The 16411-nt window shown below is 65.7% G+C and carries 17 protein-coding genes; 9 read left to right on the forward strand and 8 right to left on the reverse strand.

The window, feature by feature from the left end; translation table 11 throughout:
* Positions 1-686: 686 nt before the first annotated feature.
* On the forward strand, positions 687-926 hold the full coding sequence (pptA, locus tag E1181_RS08905) for a tautomerase PptA (protein WP_132673498.1): 240 nt from the start codon (positions 687-689) through the stop codon (positions 924-926).
* On the opposite strand, the gene E1181_RS31360 is transcribed toward pptA, so the two are convergent.
* On the reverse strand, positions 892-1134 hold the full coding sequence (locus E1181_RS31360; protein WP_165944574.1) for a hypothetical protein: 243 nt from the start codon (positions 1132-1134) through the stop codon (positions 892-894). The genes pptA and E1181_RS31360 overlap by 35 nt on opposite strands.
* 227 nt (positions 1135-1361) lie before the next feature.
* Here E1181_RS31360 and E1181_RS08915 point away from each other — a divergent pair, with 227 nt between their 5' ends.
* Positions 1362-1787 carry a LysM peptidoglycan-binding domain-containing protein gene (locus tag E1181_RS08915; protein WP_132673500.1) on the forward strand — a complete coding sequence of 142 codons (426 nt, stop codon included), beginning with the start codon at positions 1362-1364 and terminating at the stop codon, positions 1785-1787.
* A gap of 90 nt (positions 1788-1877) precedes the next feature.
* The gene (locus E1181_RS08920; protein WP_132673501.1) at positions 1878-2084 is read left to right on the forward strand and encodes a hypothetical protein; all 207 of its coding nucleotides are present in this window, start codon (positions 1878-1880) and stop codon (positions 2082-2084) included.
* A gap of 783 nt (positions 2085-2867) precedes the next feature.
* Here E1181_RS08920 and E1181_RS08925 read toward each other — a convergent pair.
* Complete coding sequence (locus E1181_RS08925; protein WP_235876638.1) at positions 2868-3155, reverse strand: response regulator; 288 nt, start codon at positions 3153-3155, stop codon at positions 2868-2870.
* Positions 3156-3321: 166 nt separating this feature from the next.
* On the reverse strand, positions 3322-4596 hold the full coding sequence (locus E1181_RS08930; RefSeq protein ID WP_132673503.1) for a hypothetical protein: 1275 nt from the start codon (positions 4594-4596) through the stop codon (positions 3322-3324).
* A 684-nt stretch (positions 4597-5280) separates the two neighbouring features.
* Between E1181_RS08930 and E1181_RS08935 the strand changes: the two genes are divergently transcribed.
* From E1181_RS08935 to E1181_RS08960, 6 genes are all read left to right on the forward strand, one after another.
* On the forward strand, positions 5281-5982 hold the full coding sequence (locus tag E1181_RS08935; protein WP_132673504.1) for a LuxR C-terminal-related transcriptional regulator: 702 nt from the start codon (positions 5281-5283) through the stop codon (positions 5980-5982).
* Between the two features lie 233 nt (positions 5983-6215).
* Positions 6216-7286 carry a trypsin-like serine peptidase gene (locus E1181_RS08940; RefSeq protein ID WP_165944557.1) on the forward strand — a complete coding sequence of 357 codons (1071 nt, stop codon included), beginning with the start codon at positions 6216-6218 and terminating at the stop codon, positions 7284-7286.
* 20 nt (positions 7287-7306) lie between these two features.
* Entirely contained in the window at positions 7307-8335 is a 1029-nt protein-coding gene (locus E1181_RS08945; protein WP_235876639.1) for a DNA/RNA non-specific endonuclease, read from the forward strand.
* A gap of 144 nt (positions 8336-8479) precedes the next feature.
* Entirely contained in the window at positions 8480-9247 is a 768-nt protein-coding gene (locus E1181_RS08950; RefSeq protein ID WP_132673506.1) for a hypothetical protein, read from the forward strand.
* A gap of 115 nt (positions 9248-9362) precedes the next feature.
* Positions 9363-10910, forward strand: coding sequence for a DUF2235 domain-containing protein (locus E1181_RS08955; protein WP_165944558.1), 1548 nt, complete (start codon positions 9363-9365; stop codon positions 10908-10910).
* 342 nt (positions 10911-11252) lie between these two features.
* Positions 11253-12443, forward strand: a complete 1191-nt coding sequence (locus E1181_RS08960) for an acyl-CoA dehydrogenase family protein (RefSeq protein ID WP_132673508.1) — start codon at positions 11253-11255, stop codon at positions 12441-12443.
* 102 nt (positions 12444-12545) lie between these two features.
* Here E1181_RS08960 and E1181_RS08965 read toward each other — a convergent pair whose 3' ends face one another.
* From E1181_RS08965 to fabG, 5 genes are all read right to left on the reverse strand, one after another.
* Positions 12546-13883 carry an MFS transporter gene (locus E1181_RS08965; RefSeq protein ID WP_132673509.1) on the reverse strand — a complete coding sequence of 446 codons (1338 nt, stop codon included), beginning with the start codon at positions 13881-13883 and terminating at the stop codon, positions 12546-12548.
* Positions 13884-14114: 231 nt separating this feature from the next.
* A complete protein-coding gene (locus E1181_RS32540; protein ID WP_268952445.1) occupies positions 14115-14249 on the reverse strand; it encodes a hotdog family protein in 135 nt (44 codons plus the stop codon).
* Between the two features lie 12 nt (positions 14250-14261).
* The gene (locus tag E1181_RS08970; RefSeq protein WP_132673510.1) at positions 14262-15485 is read right to left on the reverse strand and encodes an acetyl-CoA C-acetyltransferase; all 1224 of its coding nucleotides are present in this window, start codon (positions 15483-15485) and stop codon (positions 14262-14264) included.
* Entirely contained in the window at positions 15482-15655 is a 174-nt protein-coding gene (locus E1181_RS31365) for a hypothetical protein (protein ID WP_165944559.1), read from the reverse strand. Before E1181_RS31365 ends, E1181_RS08970 begins: the two co-directional genes overlap by 4 nt.
* Positions 15652-16389 carry a 3-oxoacyl-ACP reductase FabG gene (gene fabG / locus E1181_RS08975; protein WP_132673511.1) on the reverse strand — a complete coding sequence of 246 codons (738 nt, stop codon included), beginning with the start codon at positions 16387-16389 and terminating at the stop codon, positions 15652-15654. Before fabG ends, E1181_RS31365 begins: the two co-directional genes overlap by 4 nt.
* Positions 16390-16411 lie beyond the last annotated feature (22 nt).

A 16411-nucleotide genomic window follows, 5' to 3' on the forward strand; every position in this document is an offset into this window, starting at 1 on the left:
GTTGGGCGATGCGCGGCATGTCCTCAGGCGGCGTGGTGACGACGACGGTTCCAGTCACCGACGCCACGGCCAGCCGGTGGGACGGGGAGAAGGCGCTGCGGCTCTTCGCGGCGATGGAAACCGACGATCCGGTCCCGGAGGACCTGATCATGAACTGACGTCAACGTGATTTCTTCCGGTGAGGATGCGCCTAACGCGGTCGGATCGGGCGCCGCGTGGTCGGCACGGCGCGCTCCGTCGCCGACTTCGACGATGGGATCGAGTTCGAACCGCTAGGTCCATCGATGGTGTTGGGACGCCGGCTTCGGTGAGCAGCTCGAACCACCCCAGTGCGCCGGGTTCGCTGAGTTTCGCGCGAGGGTCGGGCGCAGTTCGTCACGATTGGCGGTGCGGTCGGCGTTTCGGACGAACCGGGCGTCGTCGGCGACGTCGGAAAAACTCGAGCACGTCGCACAGCTTGCGGAGTTGAGCGTCGTTGCCGGCGGGCGACGATGAGAGAGCGCCTGAGCGACTTGCACATCGCCGGCACTCCGCCGGATCACTAGGAAAGTGGAGAGCTTGGTCGGCCGATGATGACCGGGTTTCTTGATCGGCAGCAACAACGCGGGCTGAGTCGGGGGAGGAGCCGGTGTGCCGTGCCCGTTACGGTCAGGGACACCGGAGTCCCCGAGGTCGAGGAGCGATCAATGCCGCACGTGAACATCAAGCACTTCCCGAAAGAGGTCACCGACGAGCAGAAGCGGAAGCTTGCGGAGTCGATCACGGTCGCCCTGATCGAGCACCTCGGCACCCGGGACGGAGCCGTGTCGGTCACGCTGGAGCCGGTGGAGAAGGAGGTCTGGAACGAGATCGTCGTGGAACCCGAGATCAACGGCCACCCCGAGCTCCTGATCAAGCGTCCCGACTACCTGCGGGCCCAGGGCTGAGACCGTCGAGGAGCAGGTGCACGTAGGTGTCGGCGACCTCGTCGGCGGTGCCCCGGATCCAGTTGCTGACGCCGTTGAGCATGTCGAGGATGCCCAGCGCCGCGAGTTTCGGTTTCATGGTGCGGTATTCGCCGCTGCGCATGCCCGCGGCGAGGACGTCCCTCACGCGCTGGTTGTAGTACTGCAGGTACTTGTCGATCGTCGAGATCGGAGTGGCGGGTCATCCGCCAGCAGTCGACGATCCGCCACGGCATCGTCGAGACGACCCGCCCAGCGGCGTTGCACGCCGGGTGCCTGCTGGTCGCATGAGTGGCTACGCGATGGTCGATTCGCCGAGCACGACTTCGATCCCGGTATCCGACAGGACGCACTCGAACAGACGGGGGAGCGAGGCCTGAACACTGTCGCACTCCTGCGGGAGTGAATGGATCGTTGGTGGATCTGGTGGTTCATTGCCCGAGCGGCCTGGTGTGCGCCTTACTGAAATCGGCTGCACGACCGCACCCGAGCTGTTGCACGAGGGAGGGCACCATCATGGTGGATTGCGACATTTACACGGTGCAGAGCGGCGATACGCTCTCGGAGATCGGTGAATGGTTCCACGTTCCGTGGAAGACCCTCCAGCACCTCAACGACATCCAAGACCCGGACCTGATTCACCCGGGTCAACGGATCCGTTTGACCGATGATGGACAGGTGTGCCGGGTCTACACGGTGCGAGAGGGCGACACGCTGTCGGAGATCGGTCAGCGGTACCGCGTGGACTGGCAGAGGCTCGCGCACTACAACCACCTCGACGATCCTGACGTCATTCGTCCGGGACAGAAGATCTGCATTCCGCAGCAGGCCGGACACGGCTGAGAGCGCCGGGAGGTCCGTGCGCGATTCGGCAACGAGATCGGCGACTGCATCACGATGTCCGTCACCATCAGGCCTGTCGAGCAGGACTAGGTGTTGCGTCAACAGGTCGTCGAGGCTCTCGGACCGTTTCTTGCAAGCGTTCTCGGGGATAACGATCAAATAGTCTCGCCGATGGGAGCTCCGAATGCCGTGGTGTTCCACGCGCGCCACCCCGGCCACACCAGAGTGGACGTGGTAACCGGCGACGCCTGGACCACCTTCGAGACGACAGAGATCGACCTCGCTGTCGAGCCGTAGCCAGGTGGCAGGATCAACGCGTCCGGGGGGCTCGGGGAATGGCCATGACCGCCTTGGCCTGTTGGTTCCTTTGTCTGTCGTTTCGGACGAGGACTGAGAGGAAGCGGCGTCTGACGAAGGCGCGGTGCCGTCTCAGGTGAACTCAGGTTGTCTCGACTCGTCCGTTGCCCTCATTCACCTTCTACTGAGAGATCGGAGTGGCGCCGCAGCTCATCGGCAGCGGGCTCGTCGCCTCGCGGCACGTCTGCGGTGGGAGGAGCGACTTCCGCCTGCTGGCCTCCTTCGGCTGGATCCGACGAGTGCACCCGTGCAGGCTGGTCCTGCTGCGTCATGACATCAACCTTTCCGCTGGCACCGTGCCTGGTGGAGCGCGGTGCGAGGCCGGTGCCCAGGTGGTTCCCCGCCTTCAGGGGCCGTAAACGTCGTTCTCGCGAGGCTTCCCGCCGGGCAGACCCCGTTCGCCCGCGTGGAGCCGATGAGGATCAGGTCGACAACCGGACCGGTGTCCGTCAGCAGAGGGTGCGGTCGATGTGACGGCTGAGGGCGGTGTCGTCGAAGCCGGTGACCGACATCTCCCCGGGCACGGCGCGCTTCGCCGAGGAAGCCCATCGCGCCGTCTTGTGCATCAGCGACACGGAACCAGATGACCCGACTGCCGAACCCTGGATTCCCTCTGCAGGGATGCTGCCAGGGTTCAGCGCGAAACCAGCACAGCCGCCGGCTCTCGACTTCCCGGGACTCATCGGGACGACGCCGAGGCCAACTCGCTTCGCTCTCGCCGGGTCACGGTTGTTCCAAGGACCGCAGCAGTGTTGGCAAGGACAGTTCGCCGAGCGGCTGGCACCGGAACACCGCGCGACCGTCCTGGCTGATCAACAGCAGTGGCATCGCCGGGAGCTGTTCGAGCAACGGCACGAGCGCATCGGGGCGACCGGGCGGCCCGACGTCGAGGACGACGATGTCTGCCCGCGCTCTGCGGATCTCGTCGATGACCCGGTTCGTGTCATGCGCTTCGCCGACGATGAAGACATCCGGTCGACGGGCGACGGCCGTCTCGATGATCTCGCGCATCAGCCGGGGCACATCGACCAGGAAAACCCTGGTGCTCACCCTGATGGACCTCCTTGCCCCCGGCTCTCAGCGTGCGGCCCGCCATCGTCCCGAGGTATGGGTCACCAGGTTCAAAGTATGTTCATCTCAGCACGTAGCTGCCGAGCGGCTGGTGTCGGCGCGTAGCTCAACGCGAGGGGGCATCGCCGGAATCTCCGGGACTTCGGTCGTTCTGCGTCGACCGAAGGGGACGAGCCGAGGAGGGTCTTCTCTCCGGCTGGTCTGCGGACGGTGCAGTCTCGATCAGAGCTGTTCCCTGCTGGTCCACGATCCGCGTGAACAGTTGTTGGCCCGCACCGAAAACGATGGCCCATCCGATGATCTGCGCTGGTGAGTCGAGGGCGCTCAGCCCCGGCACGAAGTCCGCCCGCATCAGCAGCAGACCGAGAACAGCTGTGAGCGCACCGGCGGGCACCTTCAACACGGCGAGCGCGGACGGGATGTTGTAGGCCGTGTCGCTCTTGTTCAGGCGGTGCAACGTCGCGGCGCCCGTGACAGCCGCGGCAATCGCACCGACCAGCTGGATGACGACGTAATCCCAGGGCGCCCAGGGGTATGGGGGAGGCACCTGCAGCGGCCAGGAGAGCCCTCTGGGAGCGAGTCCCAGTGGACCTTCGCGGGTAGGGCACACCACCTGCGCAGTGGTCGCCTGGGTGGGGGCGGCCGGCCCCCCGAGTTCGTTGACCGGGTAGAAGCACAGCGGGTTCATGTTCGGAAAGACGAACGTGATGGCGGCGACCAGGCAGGCGGCCGCAGCCAGACCAGCCGCCCACCTGTAGACCAGGCGCTCGAAGCTGCGGACCTCGACGACTTCGTACGCTTGGACGTTGTACGCCTTGGCAACGGCATCGACCACTGCCTGCCGTTGGGGTTCCACCAAGACCGGCTCCGCGCGCTGCTCGTTCCGCCTCCTCCGCCTGGTAGTCGCGAGGCTCTCTCCCTGTTTGATCCGGATCGCCTCCTGCCGAGCCATGATCCTCTCGACCTCTCCTCGGAGGTAATCCGTGCTCGGCAAGTACTTCTGGATCAATGTGACGAGGTCGGGAAGCATCCCTTGGAAGGTAGGAAGCGAAACGGCCCTCAGCAGGAGGGCGTGCGCTTCGTTGGTGTTCGCGAGCGCGCCGTCCATGTTTCCGCTGCGAGAAAACCACTTCGCACATGTGACGAGCTCTTCTGCCCGAGCCAGGTGCGCCACGGCCTCGTTCAGGAGTTCCTCCCGGGCACCCTGCGCAGGCTGCAGGTCACGGCCCCGGGCGGGTCGACCCCGCTTGCGCTCCTCGGCAACGAGCTGTTTCTCCGACTCGACCAGCGCTCGCAGCGTGGCAATGCGTGCGAGAAGCCGCTGCCCCCAAGGCCACCGGGTTCTCCGATGACCACGTTCTTCATCGCTCGTGCGATTCATTGCAAGCACCTCAGCGGTCCGCGCCCGGCCCGCCAGAGCAGTCGCGCGATCAGAATGCCTGGTCTGCTCCGGCCAATCCAGCACGAGGAACTCGTACGAACATCCCCCAACGAGAAGCCGTCCAACCAAGGAGTGCTCCCGGCGCAGATCCGCCCCCAGAGTCTTGGCCGGCGCCTCCCCGCGGATCGCGCCCGATCAAACCTGTGGTCGTCCCACCGCAGGAATGATCGATTTGATCGGTGGTGCCGTAGTTGCCGCCGAACCATGTACACGATCCCACGTGTTTCGGTTCGTGCTATAGGGTCCTTTGACTCTGTTGGCTTGTTTGATTGCGATGCCTCGGTCTGTCGTCGCGCGGATCGATGTGAAACTGTGTGCTCGCACATTTCCGTGCGCGTAATCGATCTGCGTCGACGATCCGGACGATTCGATTCCTGAAGGTGTGGGGAACATTTGGCATCGCTCAACAGTTCGCGGCTCGATATCTTGAGCGTTGAGCCGGGCCAGGCGACGCGTGGCGAGTGGAGAACGCTCGTCAGATGAGGTGAAGCGTGCTCACGGAGAACGGCAGCGCGCAGGGGCGCGCTACAATTAAATTGCTTGCGCCCGGGAGCGCGAGTGTTTTCCGGCCGCGCGGGAGTGACTGGGTTTCGCGTCGATCTCATGGTAGCAGGGTGATTCACCATGGTCGATCTCATTATCGTTGCCGCTACGAGGTTCTATCGCGAGGGATTGGCCCTTGCCCTCAAGGATGTCGACGGCTTCGAGGTCATCGCGGCTCTCGCGCGGACGGAAGAAGTCGAACCGGATCTCGCAGCGCACAACCACGGCGTGGTCCTGCTCGATGTCGCCGACTTGCCGGACGGTCCCAGTGCTGTGATCTCGTTGCGGACGAGGAATCCCGGACTCCAGGTCATCGCATTGGGCTTGTCCCAGTTGGAATATGACATCGTGGCGTATGCCGAGACAGGAACGGCCGGGTACCTGACACGGGATCATTCGATCTCCGAACTGGTTCGGACGATCGAGAGCGTTGCCAACGGGGAGTTGCGCTGCTCGCCTCGTGCTGCCGCTGCCTTGAGCCGCCGGGTGGCCGAGCTGTCGGCCGAGCTGCAGCCCAGTTCGCACGCGAGGCTTCTGAGCCGCCGGGAAGCGGAGGTCGCCGTGCTGTTGGAGCAGGGCTTGTCCAACCAGGAGATCTCCCGGCAGTTGTGCATCGCTCTGGCGACCGTGAAGAACCACGTGCACAACATCCTGGACAAGCTGGGGTTGCGCGGGCGTGCCGCCGCGGCGGCGTGGGTGCGGCAGCAACACCTCGATCACTCCGCCCTGATCCGTTCAACGCTGCACCAAGCCCTTCCGTCAGGTAACCGATCGCACCCTTGACCGCCGGCCGGGTCGGATCTCGCGAGCGAACAGCGCGAAGCGCTGGTCACCGCGCGGATTCGCGGCTGCGCAGCACGGCACGCACGTGAACCCGGTGTTCATCAGGTTGAACCTGCTTTGAACCATTGGGCCTATTCCGACGTCATCGAAGCCACCGGACCATGGAGTTGAGCGCCCTTCGTGCCAACGGTCGCCGCACGGGCGCCGGATGGTGGCCGATACCAGGGGGAATGATGTCCGGTCATGATGTCGTCGCTGAAGCCCTACGCCACGAACGCGATCTGCCACGAATCGAGGAAGAGCTGAACGACGACAACGCAGTCGTCGTCCGCAAGATCGCACCCGGACGCGCGCAGTACCGGACAGAGGCGGTTGTCGGCGCCGAGCCGGGCAGCCTTCCACAGCTCGAGGCCGAGTCGCGGAGCCATCTCGAAGAGATCGTCCCGGCAGGACGCGGCGCTGTGCAGAAGCTGCTGCGCGATGGCGCCGACGCTGACGTCGACGCCGACGAGTGCGCGGCTCTTGAGGCGATCGTCCTGCTCATGGCGAGACCCGCGATCCTGGTGCAGGATGGTCATTTCTTCCCGGCGCCACAGCCCTGGACCCAGGAACTCGAAGAACGCCGAGCCACCATCGAGGACGTCTTGCCCCGCGTCGGGCGGATCGAGGTCGACGGGCATCCCGCTATCGATTGGGTGGGGACGGGTTGGCTGGCGGCCGAGGACGTCGTGATGACGAATCGGCACGTCGCAGCCGAGTTCGCCCGCAACGATGGAGGTGTTTGGGGGTTCGTCCCCGGCATGGCGGGACGAGTGGATTACAACGAGGAACTCTCAGCCTCACAGCCCCGAGAGCTGCAGGTGACCGAGATCATCGGCGTGCACGAGAAAGTTGACCTGGCACTGCTGCGGTGCACGTCGAACGGCGCCGGAGGAGCACCCCGCATGCGCCCCCTGCCCATCGCCCGGGACCCCGGTGTTCGCGGCGGTACCAAGGTGTACGCGGTCGGTTATCCGGCCGCTGACTCAAGACGCAACGATCCGGAGGAGATGCAGCGGATCTTCGCCGGCATCTACAACGTCAAGCGCCTGCAGCCGGGCGAGGTTCGTTCCGTCACAGGCACTATCACTCACGACTGTTCGACACTCGGCGGTAACTCCGGATCATGTCTGCTCGACCTCGAGACGTCGACGGTCATCGGCCTGCATTTCGGAGGCCGATACCTCCAAGGCAACCAGGCTGTACCGCTGTGGCAGCTCGCCGACGATCAACTCCTCCTGCAGGCCGGCGTGGAGTTTTCCTGAGCGTTGGAAATGGCAGGGCGGTGGTGCTGGGGAAAGCCGCATTGCGAGTCGACCACGACACGAAAGGCACGATCATGCAACCCACCCGGCACAGTCTCACGGTCCCGCTCAACATCACGATCGGGATCGGAGAACCAGCGCGTGCCGAACCTGCTGAGGTCGCGTACGTCGAAGGCCCAGCACTCGAAATCGCTCGCCCCCGTTCCTACTACGACGGATACACGGGGTACGACCCGGGATTTCTCGGTCCTGAATTGCCGCTACCGGAACTTTCCGGCGAGCAGCGCCGCAATGCGGCCAAGAACAATGATGCGCCAGCCGGAAAAGATCCTACAGTCCTTCCGTACACGCACTTCAGCATCGTGGTAAATCGGCGTCGTCAACTCGCGTACTACACGGTTGTGAACATCGACGGGGGCAAGAGCGCCACATTCGAGCGGCAGGCGGACAAGTGGTACTTCGACCCCCGCATCGCGGAATCAGAGCAGATCGGTGAGTCGCTCTATCGGCGCAACGCGCTGGACCGGGGGCATCTCGTGCGGCGACTGGATCCGGTGTGGGGAGACGACAAGGCGCGAGCGAACGACGACACGTTCCACTTCACGAACTGCTCGCCGCAGCACGAGAAGTTCAACCAAGGAAAAGAGCTCTGGCAGGGGCTTGAGAACTTCATCCTTGAGAACGCGGACATCACGGACAAGAAGATGACCGTGTTCACGGGGCCGGTCATGGATGACGATGACCCGCTGTACAAGGGCGCCCGGCTTCCGTTGGCGTTCTGGAAGGTCATCGGCTACTGCAAGCCTGGTGATGCGCTTGCCGTTTCGGCGTACATGCTCGAGCAAACGCAACTCCTCGAAGACATGCTCGGCTTGGAGGCCGTCTTCGATGCGGGAACGTACCGCGTCTCGCTGGCGCAATTGCGAGAACGCATCGGGCTTGACTTCGGGTACCTCGAGCCGCACGAAACCCCCTTGACGTCTGATGGGCTCGAAGTGCGTGTGGACAGAGTGCCTCTGCGGAACGACTACTCGAACTTGGTGCTCTAGCCTGAACTTGGGTGAGTGAGCACTTGTGGATCCTGTTTGGATCGATGTGCTCATTGCCGTTTCCGCAGCGCATTGGCTTACTGGTAATACCTGTCTGCGTCCATGCGGAGGGCAGGTCGTCACGATGGCGTGAATGGAGGAATCATGCGGTACCGCCCGATGGATCGAGATCCAGATGACGATCGCCTGGGTCGTCTAGTCCCGGATGATTGGCACCACCTCGAGAACTACCCGTTGACCGCCGAGAGCCAGCCCGCGGCGCCCGTACCCGTGGTGATCGGCGTCAACTGGTACGCCGAATTCGACCATCCCACAGCTGATGGGGATGGTGATGAATTCGTGGCCCGGGAAGGGGTGAGCTCGCTCACGCGGATTCGGGGCGGGCATGCCGTGTGCCTGGAACCCGGCGGAGAGCCGGACCGCGAACGCTGGTGGAAGTTCTACGACCAGGGGAGTGAGGGAGCGTGCGTTGGATTCGCCTGGTCGCGGTGCATGACGATCCTCAACGACGAGCTGTACTCAGGCAGGTGGCTGTGGGATCGGGCCAAGGACCGCGATGAGTGGCCCGATACCAACCCGGGTGATTCCAACGGAACGTCATGCCGCGCCGCGGCTGAGGTCTTGGCCTCGGTAGGGCACGTGGACTGGGAAGACTCCTACGCCGACGACGACCACACCGAGCGCGCCAACTACGTCGCCGAGGTGGGCGACGGTATCGAGGTGTTCCGATGGGCGCGGTCGGTTGATCAGGTGCATACCGCACTTGGGAACTCTCGTGCGGACGAGCTTGGCGCTGTGCCCATTCTGAATTCGTGGGGCACCGGCTACCCACACCGCGTGTGGATGCCGGACGAGGTCCTGGAACGACTGATGCGTGAGGACGGCGAGATCGCCATACCGACAGATCACTAGTAGTCAGGGCGCCCATGACGATCTCGAGCGCAGCGGGGAGTTCCCAGGCCCGAAGGCCATCAAGCGGATGTTGGTGCTTCGGGCGTCCTCATGGAAGAACCTGCTGGGGGTAACCATGAAGCACCTCATCGTTTGCTGCGACGGAACCTGGAACGTACCGGCAACGAAGACGAACGTGCACAGCTTGTACGAGGCGTTGGCGAAGATGGATTCGGCGGGCGAACCCCAGTTGGCCTACTACGTTCGCGGTATCGGTACCGGTGGCGGCCTCGTCGGCAAGTTCGGGGGCGGGGCGGTGGGGCTCGGACTGGGCAAGAGAATGATCGACGCCTACGACTGGCTGGCACGGCGGTATCAGCACCAGGACGGGAACGGCGAACCCGACAAGATCTGGCTGTTCGGCTTCAGCCGCGGCGCCTACACGGCTCGCAACCTGGCCGGCCTCCTCACCTCCTACGGGCTGGTGAGCATCCCGCAGGGAACCCGTCGCGGAGATCGCACGCTGGCCGAGGAGGTCTACGAGCATTACCACCAGAACCGACGCAGAGAATCGGTCTGGCGGCAGTTTCCAGACAACCCGTTCGCGCGGGATGTCACGGTTCATTTCCTGGGTGTCTGGGACACCGTGGGATCACTGGGCATCCCGGATGCGCTCGGGCTGATCAGCCGCTTCGACCCGAGCAAGTACCGGTTCTACAACACGAAACTCTCGAATGGAATTGTCCACGCACGGCACGCGGTCGCGCTCGACGAGCGCCGCGGCCCGTTCGCGCCGACCCTCTGGGACGCTGATGCCTGGAACGTCCGCAACCCCGCAGGTGCACCCGGGACGACGTTCCAGCAGGTCTGGTTCCCCGGAGACCACGGGAGTGTCGGTGGCGCTGGCGCGGACAAGGGGCTATCCGATGGGGCATTGCAGTGGATGATGCAGCAGGCCAGCGACCCTCATCAGCGCGGGACCAGCGCCGACGGGATCGCCTTCACTCGCACTGCGAACGCGCCCAATGCACTCGGTCCCGTCTCGCCCCACCTCACACGCTTCTACAGGAGGCTGTACCCGCGCCCCCGCGCTGTGCCCCATCTTCTCGCGAGCGCTGGTGCTGTCGACGAGTCCGCGCGCAAGCGCAACGCGGCCGGTCAGTACCGCCAGCAGATCGCGTTCAACGCCAGCGGCAGAGCCATAGCCCAGGTAGCTGCCGACGAGGCGTGGAACGAGACCGGAATCTGGCTCACCCCAGGTACCTACGAACTGTCGGCTCACGGCACCTGGTACGACCGCGCTCTCGAAACCGATCCTCTTGGCACCCCGGTGCACTCCCACGTCGGCATCCTGCGACGGACCGCCAACCTCGCGGAATGGCTTCAGCGCGCCCTCCGGAAGTTCACCAGAACGGACAACGCCCTCGCCCCTGCGGCCAGACGGGTTCTCACTGACGACGCCGGGCAAGACGTTCCCAGGATGTGTCTGGTGGGCGTCGTCGCCGACGGCGAGTTCGACCCCCTCACCGAGCTCCAGCAGGACCACACCACGCTCAAAATCGGAAAGAGCGCCGAATGGGAGGTCTTCCGCAACGGCTACCTCTACGCCTTCGCCAACGACTCCTGGTTGCGCTACACCAACAACACGGGCTCGATCACGCTCACCGTCCAACGTCTCCGGTGAGCGTTGCGCGCCTCGATCGAGTTCCGCGCCAGTGCGGATAACTGTGTGACGGACATTCGCGGCGTCCACAGTGGTCGCTGATCGTTCCGCGCGTGCAGCCGCGCATTCTTCGGAGAAGCTGAGAACGTGATGATGTTCGGGAGATGTGGGCCTGCCATCCCGAACCGGCCGAATTCCACGAGGGTCCGGTACCGACCATTGCGCCCGGGTCATCAATGGGGTCGCGATGAGGTATTGGACGCCGAAGATGGGCCGGGTGATGCTAGAGGAATAGCGGGTCGGCCTCAAGCGAGATGAGTGACGCCCGGGGAATGCGAAGGCCGAACCAGCGAAAGGATGGCTATGAGTCGCCTGTGTCAAACCGACGGTTTGAGCGAGGAGCAGGACGAGATCGTCAAGGCGGTGCGCACCTTCGTGGAGGAGAAGGTTCTCCCGGTGGCCACCGAGCTCGAGCACGCCGATGAGTACCCGACCGAGATCGTCGAGGGGCTCAAGGAGCTGGGTGTCTTCGGTCTGACGATCCCCGAGGAGTACGACGGGCTGGGTGAGTCGCTGCTGACCTACGCGTTGTGCGTGGAGGAGATCGCGCGCGGTTGGATGAGCGTCTCCGGCGTCATCAACACCCACTTCATCGTGGCCCACATGCTGATGAAGCACGGTACCGAGGAGCAGAAGCGCAGGTACCTGCCTCGGATGGCGACGGGCGAGGTGCGCGGCGCGTTCTCGATGTCCGAGCCGGGGCTGGGCTCGGACGTCTCCGCGGTCAAGACCAAGGCGACCCCCAACGGTGCCGGGTACGAGATCACCGGTCAGAAGATGTGGTTGACCAACGGCGGCTCCTCCAACCTGGTCGCGGTGTTGTGCAAGACCGACGACGGCGCTGAGTCGGTCTACAAGAACATGACGACCTTCCTGGTCGAGAAGGAGCCGGGCTTCGGCGAGGTGGCGCAGGGCGTCACGGTGCCCGGCAAGATCGACAAGATGGGCTACAAGGGCATCGACACCACCGAGATGGTGTTCGAGCGCCATCGGATCTCGGCCGGCCAGGTCCTCGGCGGCGAGCCCGGCAAGGGCTTCTACCAGATGATGGACGGCGTTGAGGTCGGCCGCGTCAATGTCGCGGCGCGCGCGTGCGGCATCGCCAATCGCGCCTTCGAGCTCGGGTTCGGCTACTCGCAGCAGCGCGAGACGTTCGGCAAGCCGATCGCTCAGCACCAGGCCGTGCTCTTCCGCCTGGCCGAGATGGCGACCAAGGTCGAGGCCGCCCACACCATGATGGTGCGCGCGGCCCGGATGAAGGACTCCGGTCGGCGCATGGACGTCGAGGCCGGCATGGCCAAGATGCTCGCCTCGGAGTACTGCAACGAGGTCGTCGAGGCGTCGTTCCGGATCCACGGCGGCTACGGCTACGCCAAGGAGTACGAGATCGAGCGCCTCTACCGCGAGTCCGCGTTCATGCTGATCGGCGAGGGAACCTCCGACATCCAGAAGATGATCACCGGCCGGCGCCTGCTGGACGAGTACAAGCAGTGAAGGTCACCCGGGAGGCGGCGGCCGCCTGCCGGGTGACCCCGCCTGATGGTTGGAGGAACCTCGCCCAGCACCGCAGGCAGGTGCGATGCCGGGCGAGACGGGTCAGCGGGTAGGTGTGGCCGCGTCGCCGGGCAGGGTCGCCTGGTCGGAGTGCGGCGTCTCGTCGGCCGCAGGGCGACCGAGCAGGGCGCGCGAGCACACGAGTGAGATGGCGGTGGTCACGATGCCAAATGCCACCGGGAGCGCCATGCTGCCGGAGCTGCTGTGGAGCCACTGCAGGATCATCGGGGTCGTGCCGCACAGGGCGCCCGAGAGTCCGTAGGTCAGCGAGATGCCCGTGTAGCGGACCCGGGTGGGGAAGCTCTGGGCCAGCATGCCCGCCATCACCGCGTAGAACATCACGTCGGGGATCGTCGCCAGGACGGCGCCGATCATCGCGAGCGTCCAGTTGCCGGTGCCGATGAGCACGAACATCAGGGCGAGCGCTGGGATTTCGAGCCCGAGCAGCAGCGTGACCAGCGCGCGGGGGCTCCAGCGGGTGGCGAGGATGGCGCCGAAGGGCTGCACGAAGAACTGCACCACGCTGGCGATCAGGATGATGCTGAGGAAGGAGTCCTTGGAGAAGTCGAGGGACTTCGTGGCCCACGCGAGGGCGAAGGTGTCGCGGGCGTAGACGACGACGAAGACGCACAGGATGCCGAAGATGCCGAGCATGAGCTCGCGGGAGTTGCTGCGGAAGACCTCGACGACCGGGACCTTGACGACCTCGTTGCGCTCGTGCAGCTGTTTGACGGCCGGCGATTCCTCGAGCTTGAGGCGGATGACCAGGCCGACGACGACCAGCAGCGCGGAGGCGAGGAAGGGCAGGCGCCACGCCCACTCGAGCAGCGCCTCCTCCGGCAGCATGCCGGTCACCGCCAGGAAGCCCAGGGTGGCGAGGATCCGTCCGGCCGGCGAACCCTGCTGCGCGAAGGCGCCGAAGAGGAATCCCCGGTCGGACCGGGTGTGCTCGGTGGCGATGAGCACCGCGCCACCCCACTCGCCGCCGACGGCCAATCCTTGCAGCATGCGCAGCACGATCAGCAGGACGGGCGCGGCGGAACCGATGGTGGCGTAGGTCGGGAGCAGGCCCACGCCGACGGTGGTGACGCCCATGAGGAGGAGGGTCGAGATCAGCGCGCGCTTGCGGCCGATGCGGTCGCCCAGGTGGCCGAAGACGGCCCCGCCCAGCGGCCGGGTCAGGAAGCCGACGGCGAAGGTACCGAACGAGAGCAGCACCGCGACGGCGGGGTCGGCATTGCTGAAGAACAGCGGGCCGAACACCAGCGCGGAGGCCGTGCCGTAGATGTAGAAGTCGTACCACTCGATGGTGGTGCCGACGAAGGCGGCGATACCGGCTTTCCGCGCCATCCGCTCGTCGAGCTGGGGGGCTGTGGACATGGGGACTGCTCCTCAGGATGGATCAGGGGAATGCCTCTGCGCGCTGTGGGCGGCCTGTGACCGCACTCACGCTAAAGGCGCCCTTGTTGCCTGTCCAAGACCGAATCTGGACGTGATTGATATCCGGATTCGCAATAGTCGGCGCTCCCGGTGAGCAGGCCGAACGGCGCCGTCGACCGCGTGTTTCGCGTCGGCGGCGCCGAGGTCGGCCTGTTGTGCTGGGAGTCCTGGTCAGGGAACGACGAGCGCGATGCTTTCCGCCACGCAGACGAAGTGGTCCACAGTGGACTGAGTGATCTCCGTCCATTCCGTGGTTCCCAGGTCTTCTCCGGTGGCCGCCTCGATCGCGGAGAGGTCGGTGAACACGCGCGGGCGGCATCAGGCGATCCGCTCGAAGACAGCGGCCAGGCCCTGGCCGCCTCCGATGCACATGGTCTCGAGGCCGTAGCGCGCTTCACGGCGGTGGAGCTCACGCGCGAGGGTTCCGAGCATCCGCACGCCCGTGGCTCCCACCGGGTGGCCGAGTGAGATGCCGGAGCCGTGCACGTTGGTGCGCTCGTGGTCGGCGTCGGTGAACTTCCACTCCCGCATCACGGCCAGGGCTTGGGCGGCGAACGCCTCGTTGAGCTCGATCACCCCCATGTCGGCCAGGGAGAGCCCGGCGCGGGCCAGAGCCGCCTCGGTCGCCGGGACCGGGCCGATCCCCATGACGTCCGGGCGCACACCGGCGGCCGACCAGCTCACCAGCCGCACCAGCGGTCGCAGTCCCAGATCCTCGGCCGTGTCCGCGGTCGTGACCAGGCACATCGCCGCAGCGTCGTTCTGGCCGCTGGCGTTTCCCGCGGTGACCGTGGCCTCGGGGTCGTCGGCGGACAGGATCGGGCGCAACCGCGCCAGCGACTCCAGCGAGGTGTCGGCGCGGGGGTGCTCGTCGGTGTCGACGACCACCTGGCCCTTCCTGGAGGACACGGTCACCGGGACGATCTCCTCCCCGAGAACGCCCGATTCCTGGGCGGCCACCGCGCGCTGGTGGGAGCTGAGCGCGAGCCGGTCCTGCTCCTCGCGGCTGATCGCGTTCTCGCGACGCAGGTTCTCCGCAGTCTCCAGCATGCCGCCGGGAACCGGGTGGAAGCGGCCGCCTGGGGTCTGCCGGCCGCGGGTGAGGCCGTCGTGGATCCGCACGCCGGTCCGCGCACCGCCCCATCGCATGTCGAGGGAGTAGAAGGGCACGTTGCTCATCGACTCGGCGCCGCCGGCGACGACGACCTCGCTCGCGCCGCCGGTGACCTGCATGACGGCGTTGATGACGGCCTGGAGCCCGGAGCCGCAGCGGCGGTCGACCTGCTGACCGCCGACGGTCACCGGGAGCCCGGCGTCGAGACCGACGACGCGTCCGATGGCGGGTGCCTCGGCGTTGGGGTAGCAGTGCCCCAGGATGACGTCGTCGATGCGGTCGGGCTCGATGCCGGTGCGCGACAGCAGCCCCTTCAGCGCGGCCACGCCCAGGTCGACGGGACTGATGTCCTTGAACATGCCGCCGTATCGTCCGATCGGGGTTCGGACGGGCTCGCAGATCACGACGTCGCGCGCGGTGTGGTTCATCGGCGGGTGCCTTTCGGGGTGTCAAGTGCGAGATCGGCCGACAAGACGGCGAGCGTGGTGTCGCCCGTGCGGAGGTGGACCTCGGCGCGGTCATCGGCGGCGAGCGCCACGTTCGCGTGGGCGTTCTCGCCGCAGAACAACGGGGCTGTGGACTCGTGCTCCGCGCTCACATGAACCGCCCGCCGGTCACCTCGGCCACCGTGCCGGTCATGTAGGACGACAGCGACGAGGCGTAGAAGAGAGCCACGTTCGCCACTTCGGCCGGCTCACCAGGGCGGGCCATCGGGATCTCGGCCATCTTCTGGTCCCAAGCCTTCTCGGGCATGGCCTCGGTCATCGCCGAGCGGATCAGGCCGGGCTGGATGGCGTTGACGCGGACGCCGTGGTGGGCCATCTCCTTGGCGGCTGCCTTGGTCATGCCGACGATCCCCGCCTTGGCGGCCGAGTAGTTGGTCTGTCCGACCATGCCGACCTTGCCGGACAGGGACGAGATGTTGACGATCGCGCCGGACTTCTGCTCCCGCATCCGGGCTGCGGCCAGCCGGGTGCCGTTCCAGCAGCCCTTCAGGTGCACGGCGATCACCTGGTCGAACTGCTCCTCGCTCATCGTGCGCATGGTCGCGTCGCGCGTGATGCCCGCGTTGTTGACGACGACGTCCAGGGAGCCGAAGGTGCTGCGGGCCGCTTCCAGCGCCCGTTCCACGTCGGCGGCCGACACCACATCGCACGCCACGCCGAGGGCGTTGTCCGGGTCGAGCCCCTTGGCAGCCGCGTCGGCGGCGCTCCCGTCCAGGTCGGCGATCACGACGCGGGCGCCCTCGGCCGCGAAGCGCTCCGCAATGGCCAGGCCGATGCCCTGGGCTCCGCCGGTGATCAGTGCCGTCTTGTCGTCGAGAAGTGCCATCAGCTGCTCCGATCGTTGCTCG

Origin of the sequence: Saccharopolyspora terrae, assembly GCF_004348435.1 — a bacterium.
Taxonomy (GTDB): Bacteria; Actinomycetota; Actinomycetes; order Mycobacteriales; family Pseudonocardiaceae; genus Saccharopolyspora; species Saccharopolyspora endophytica.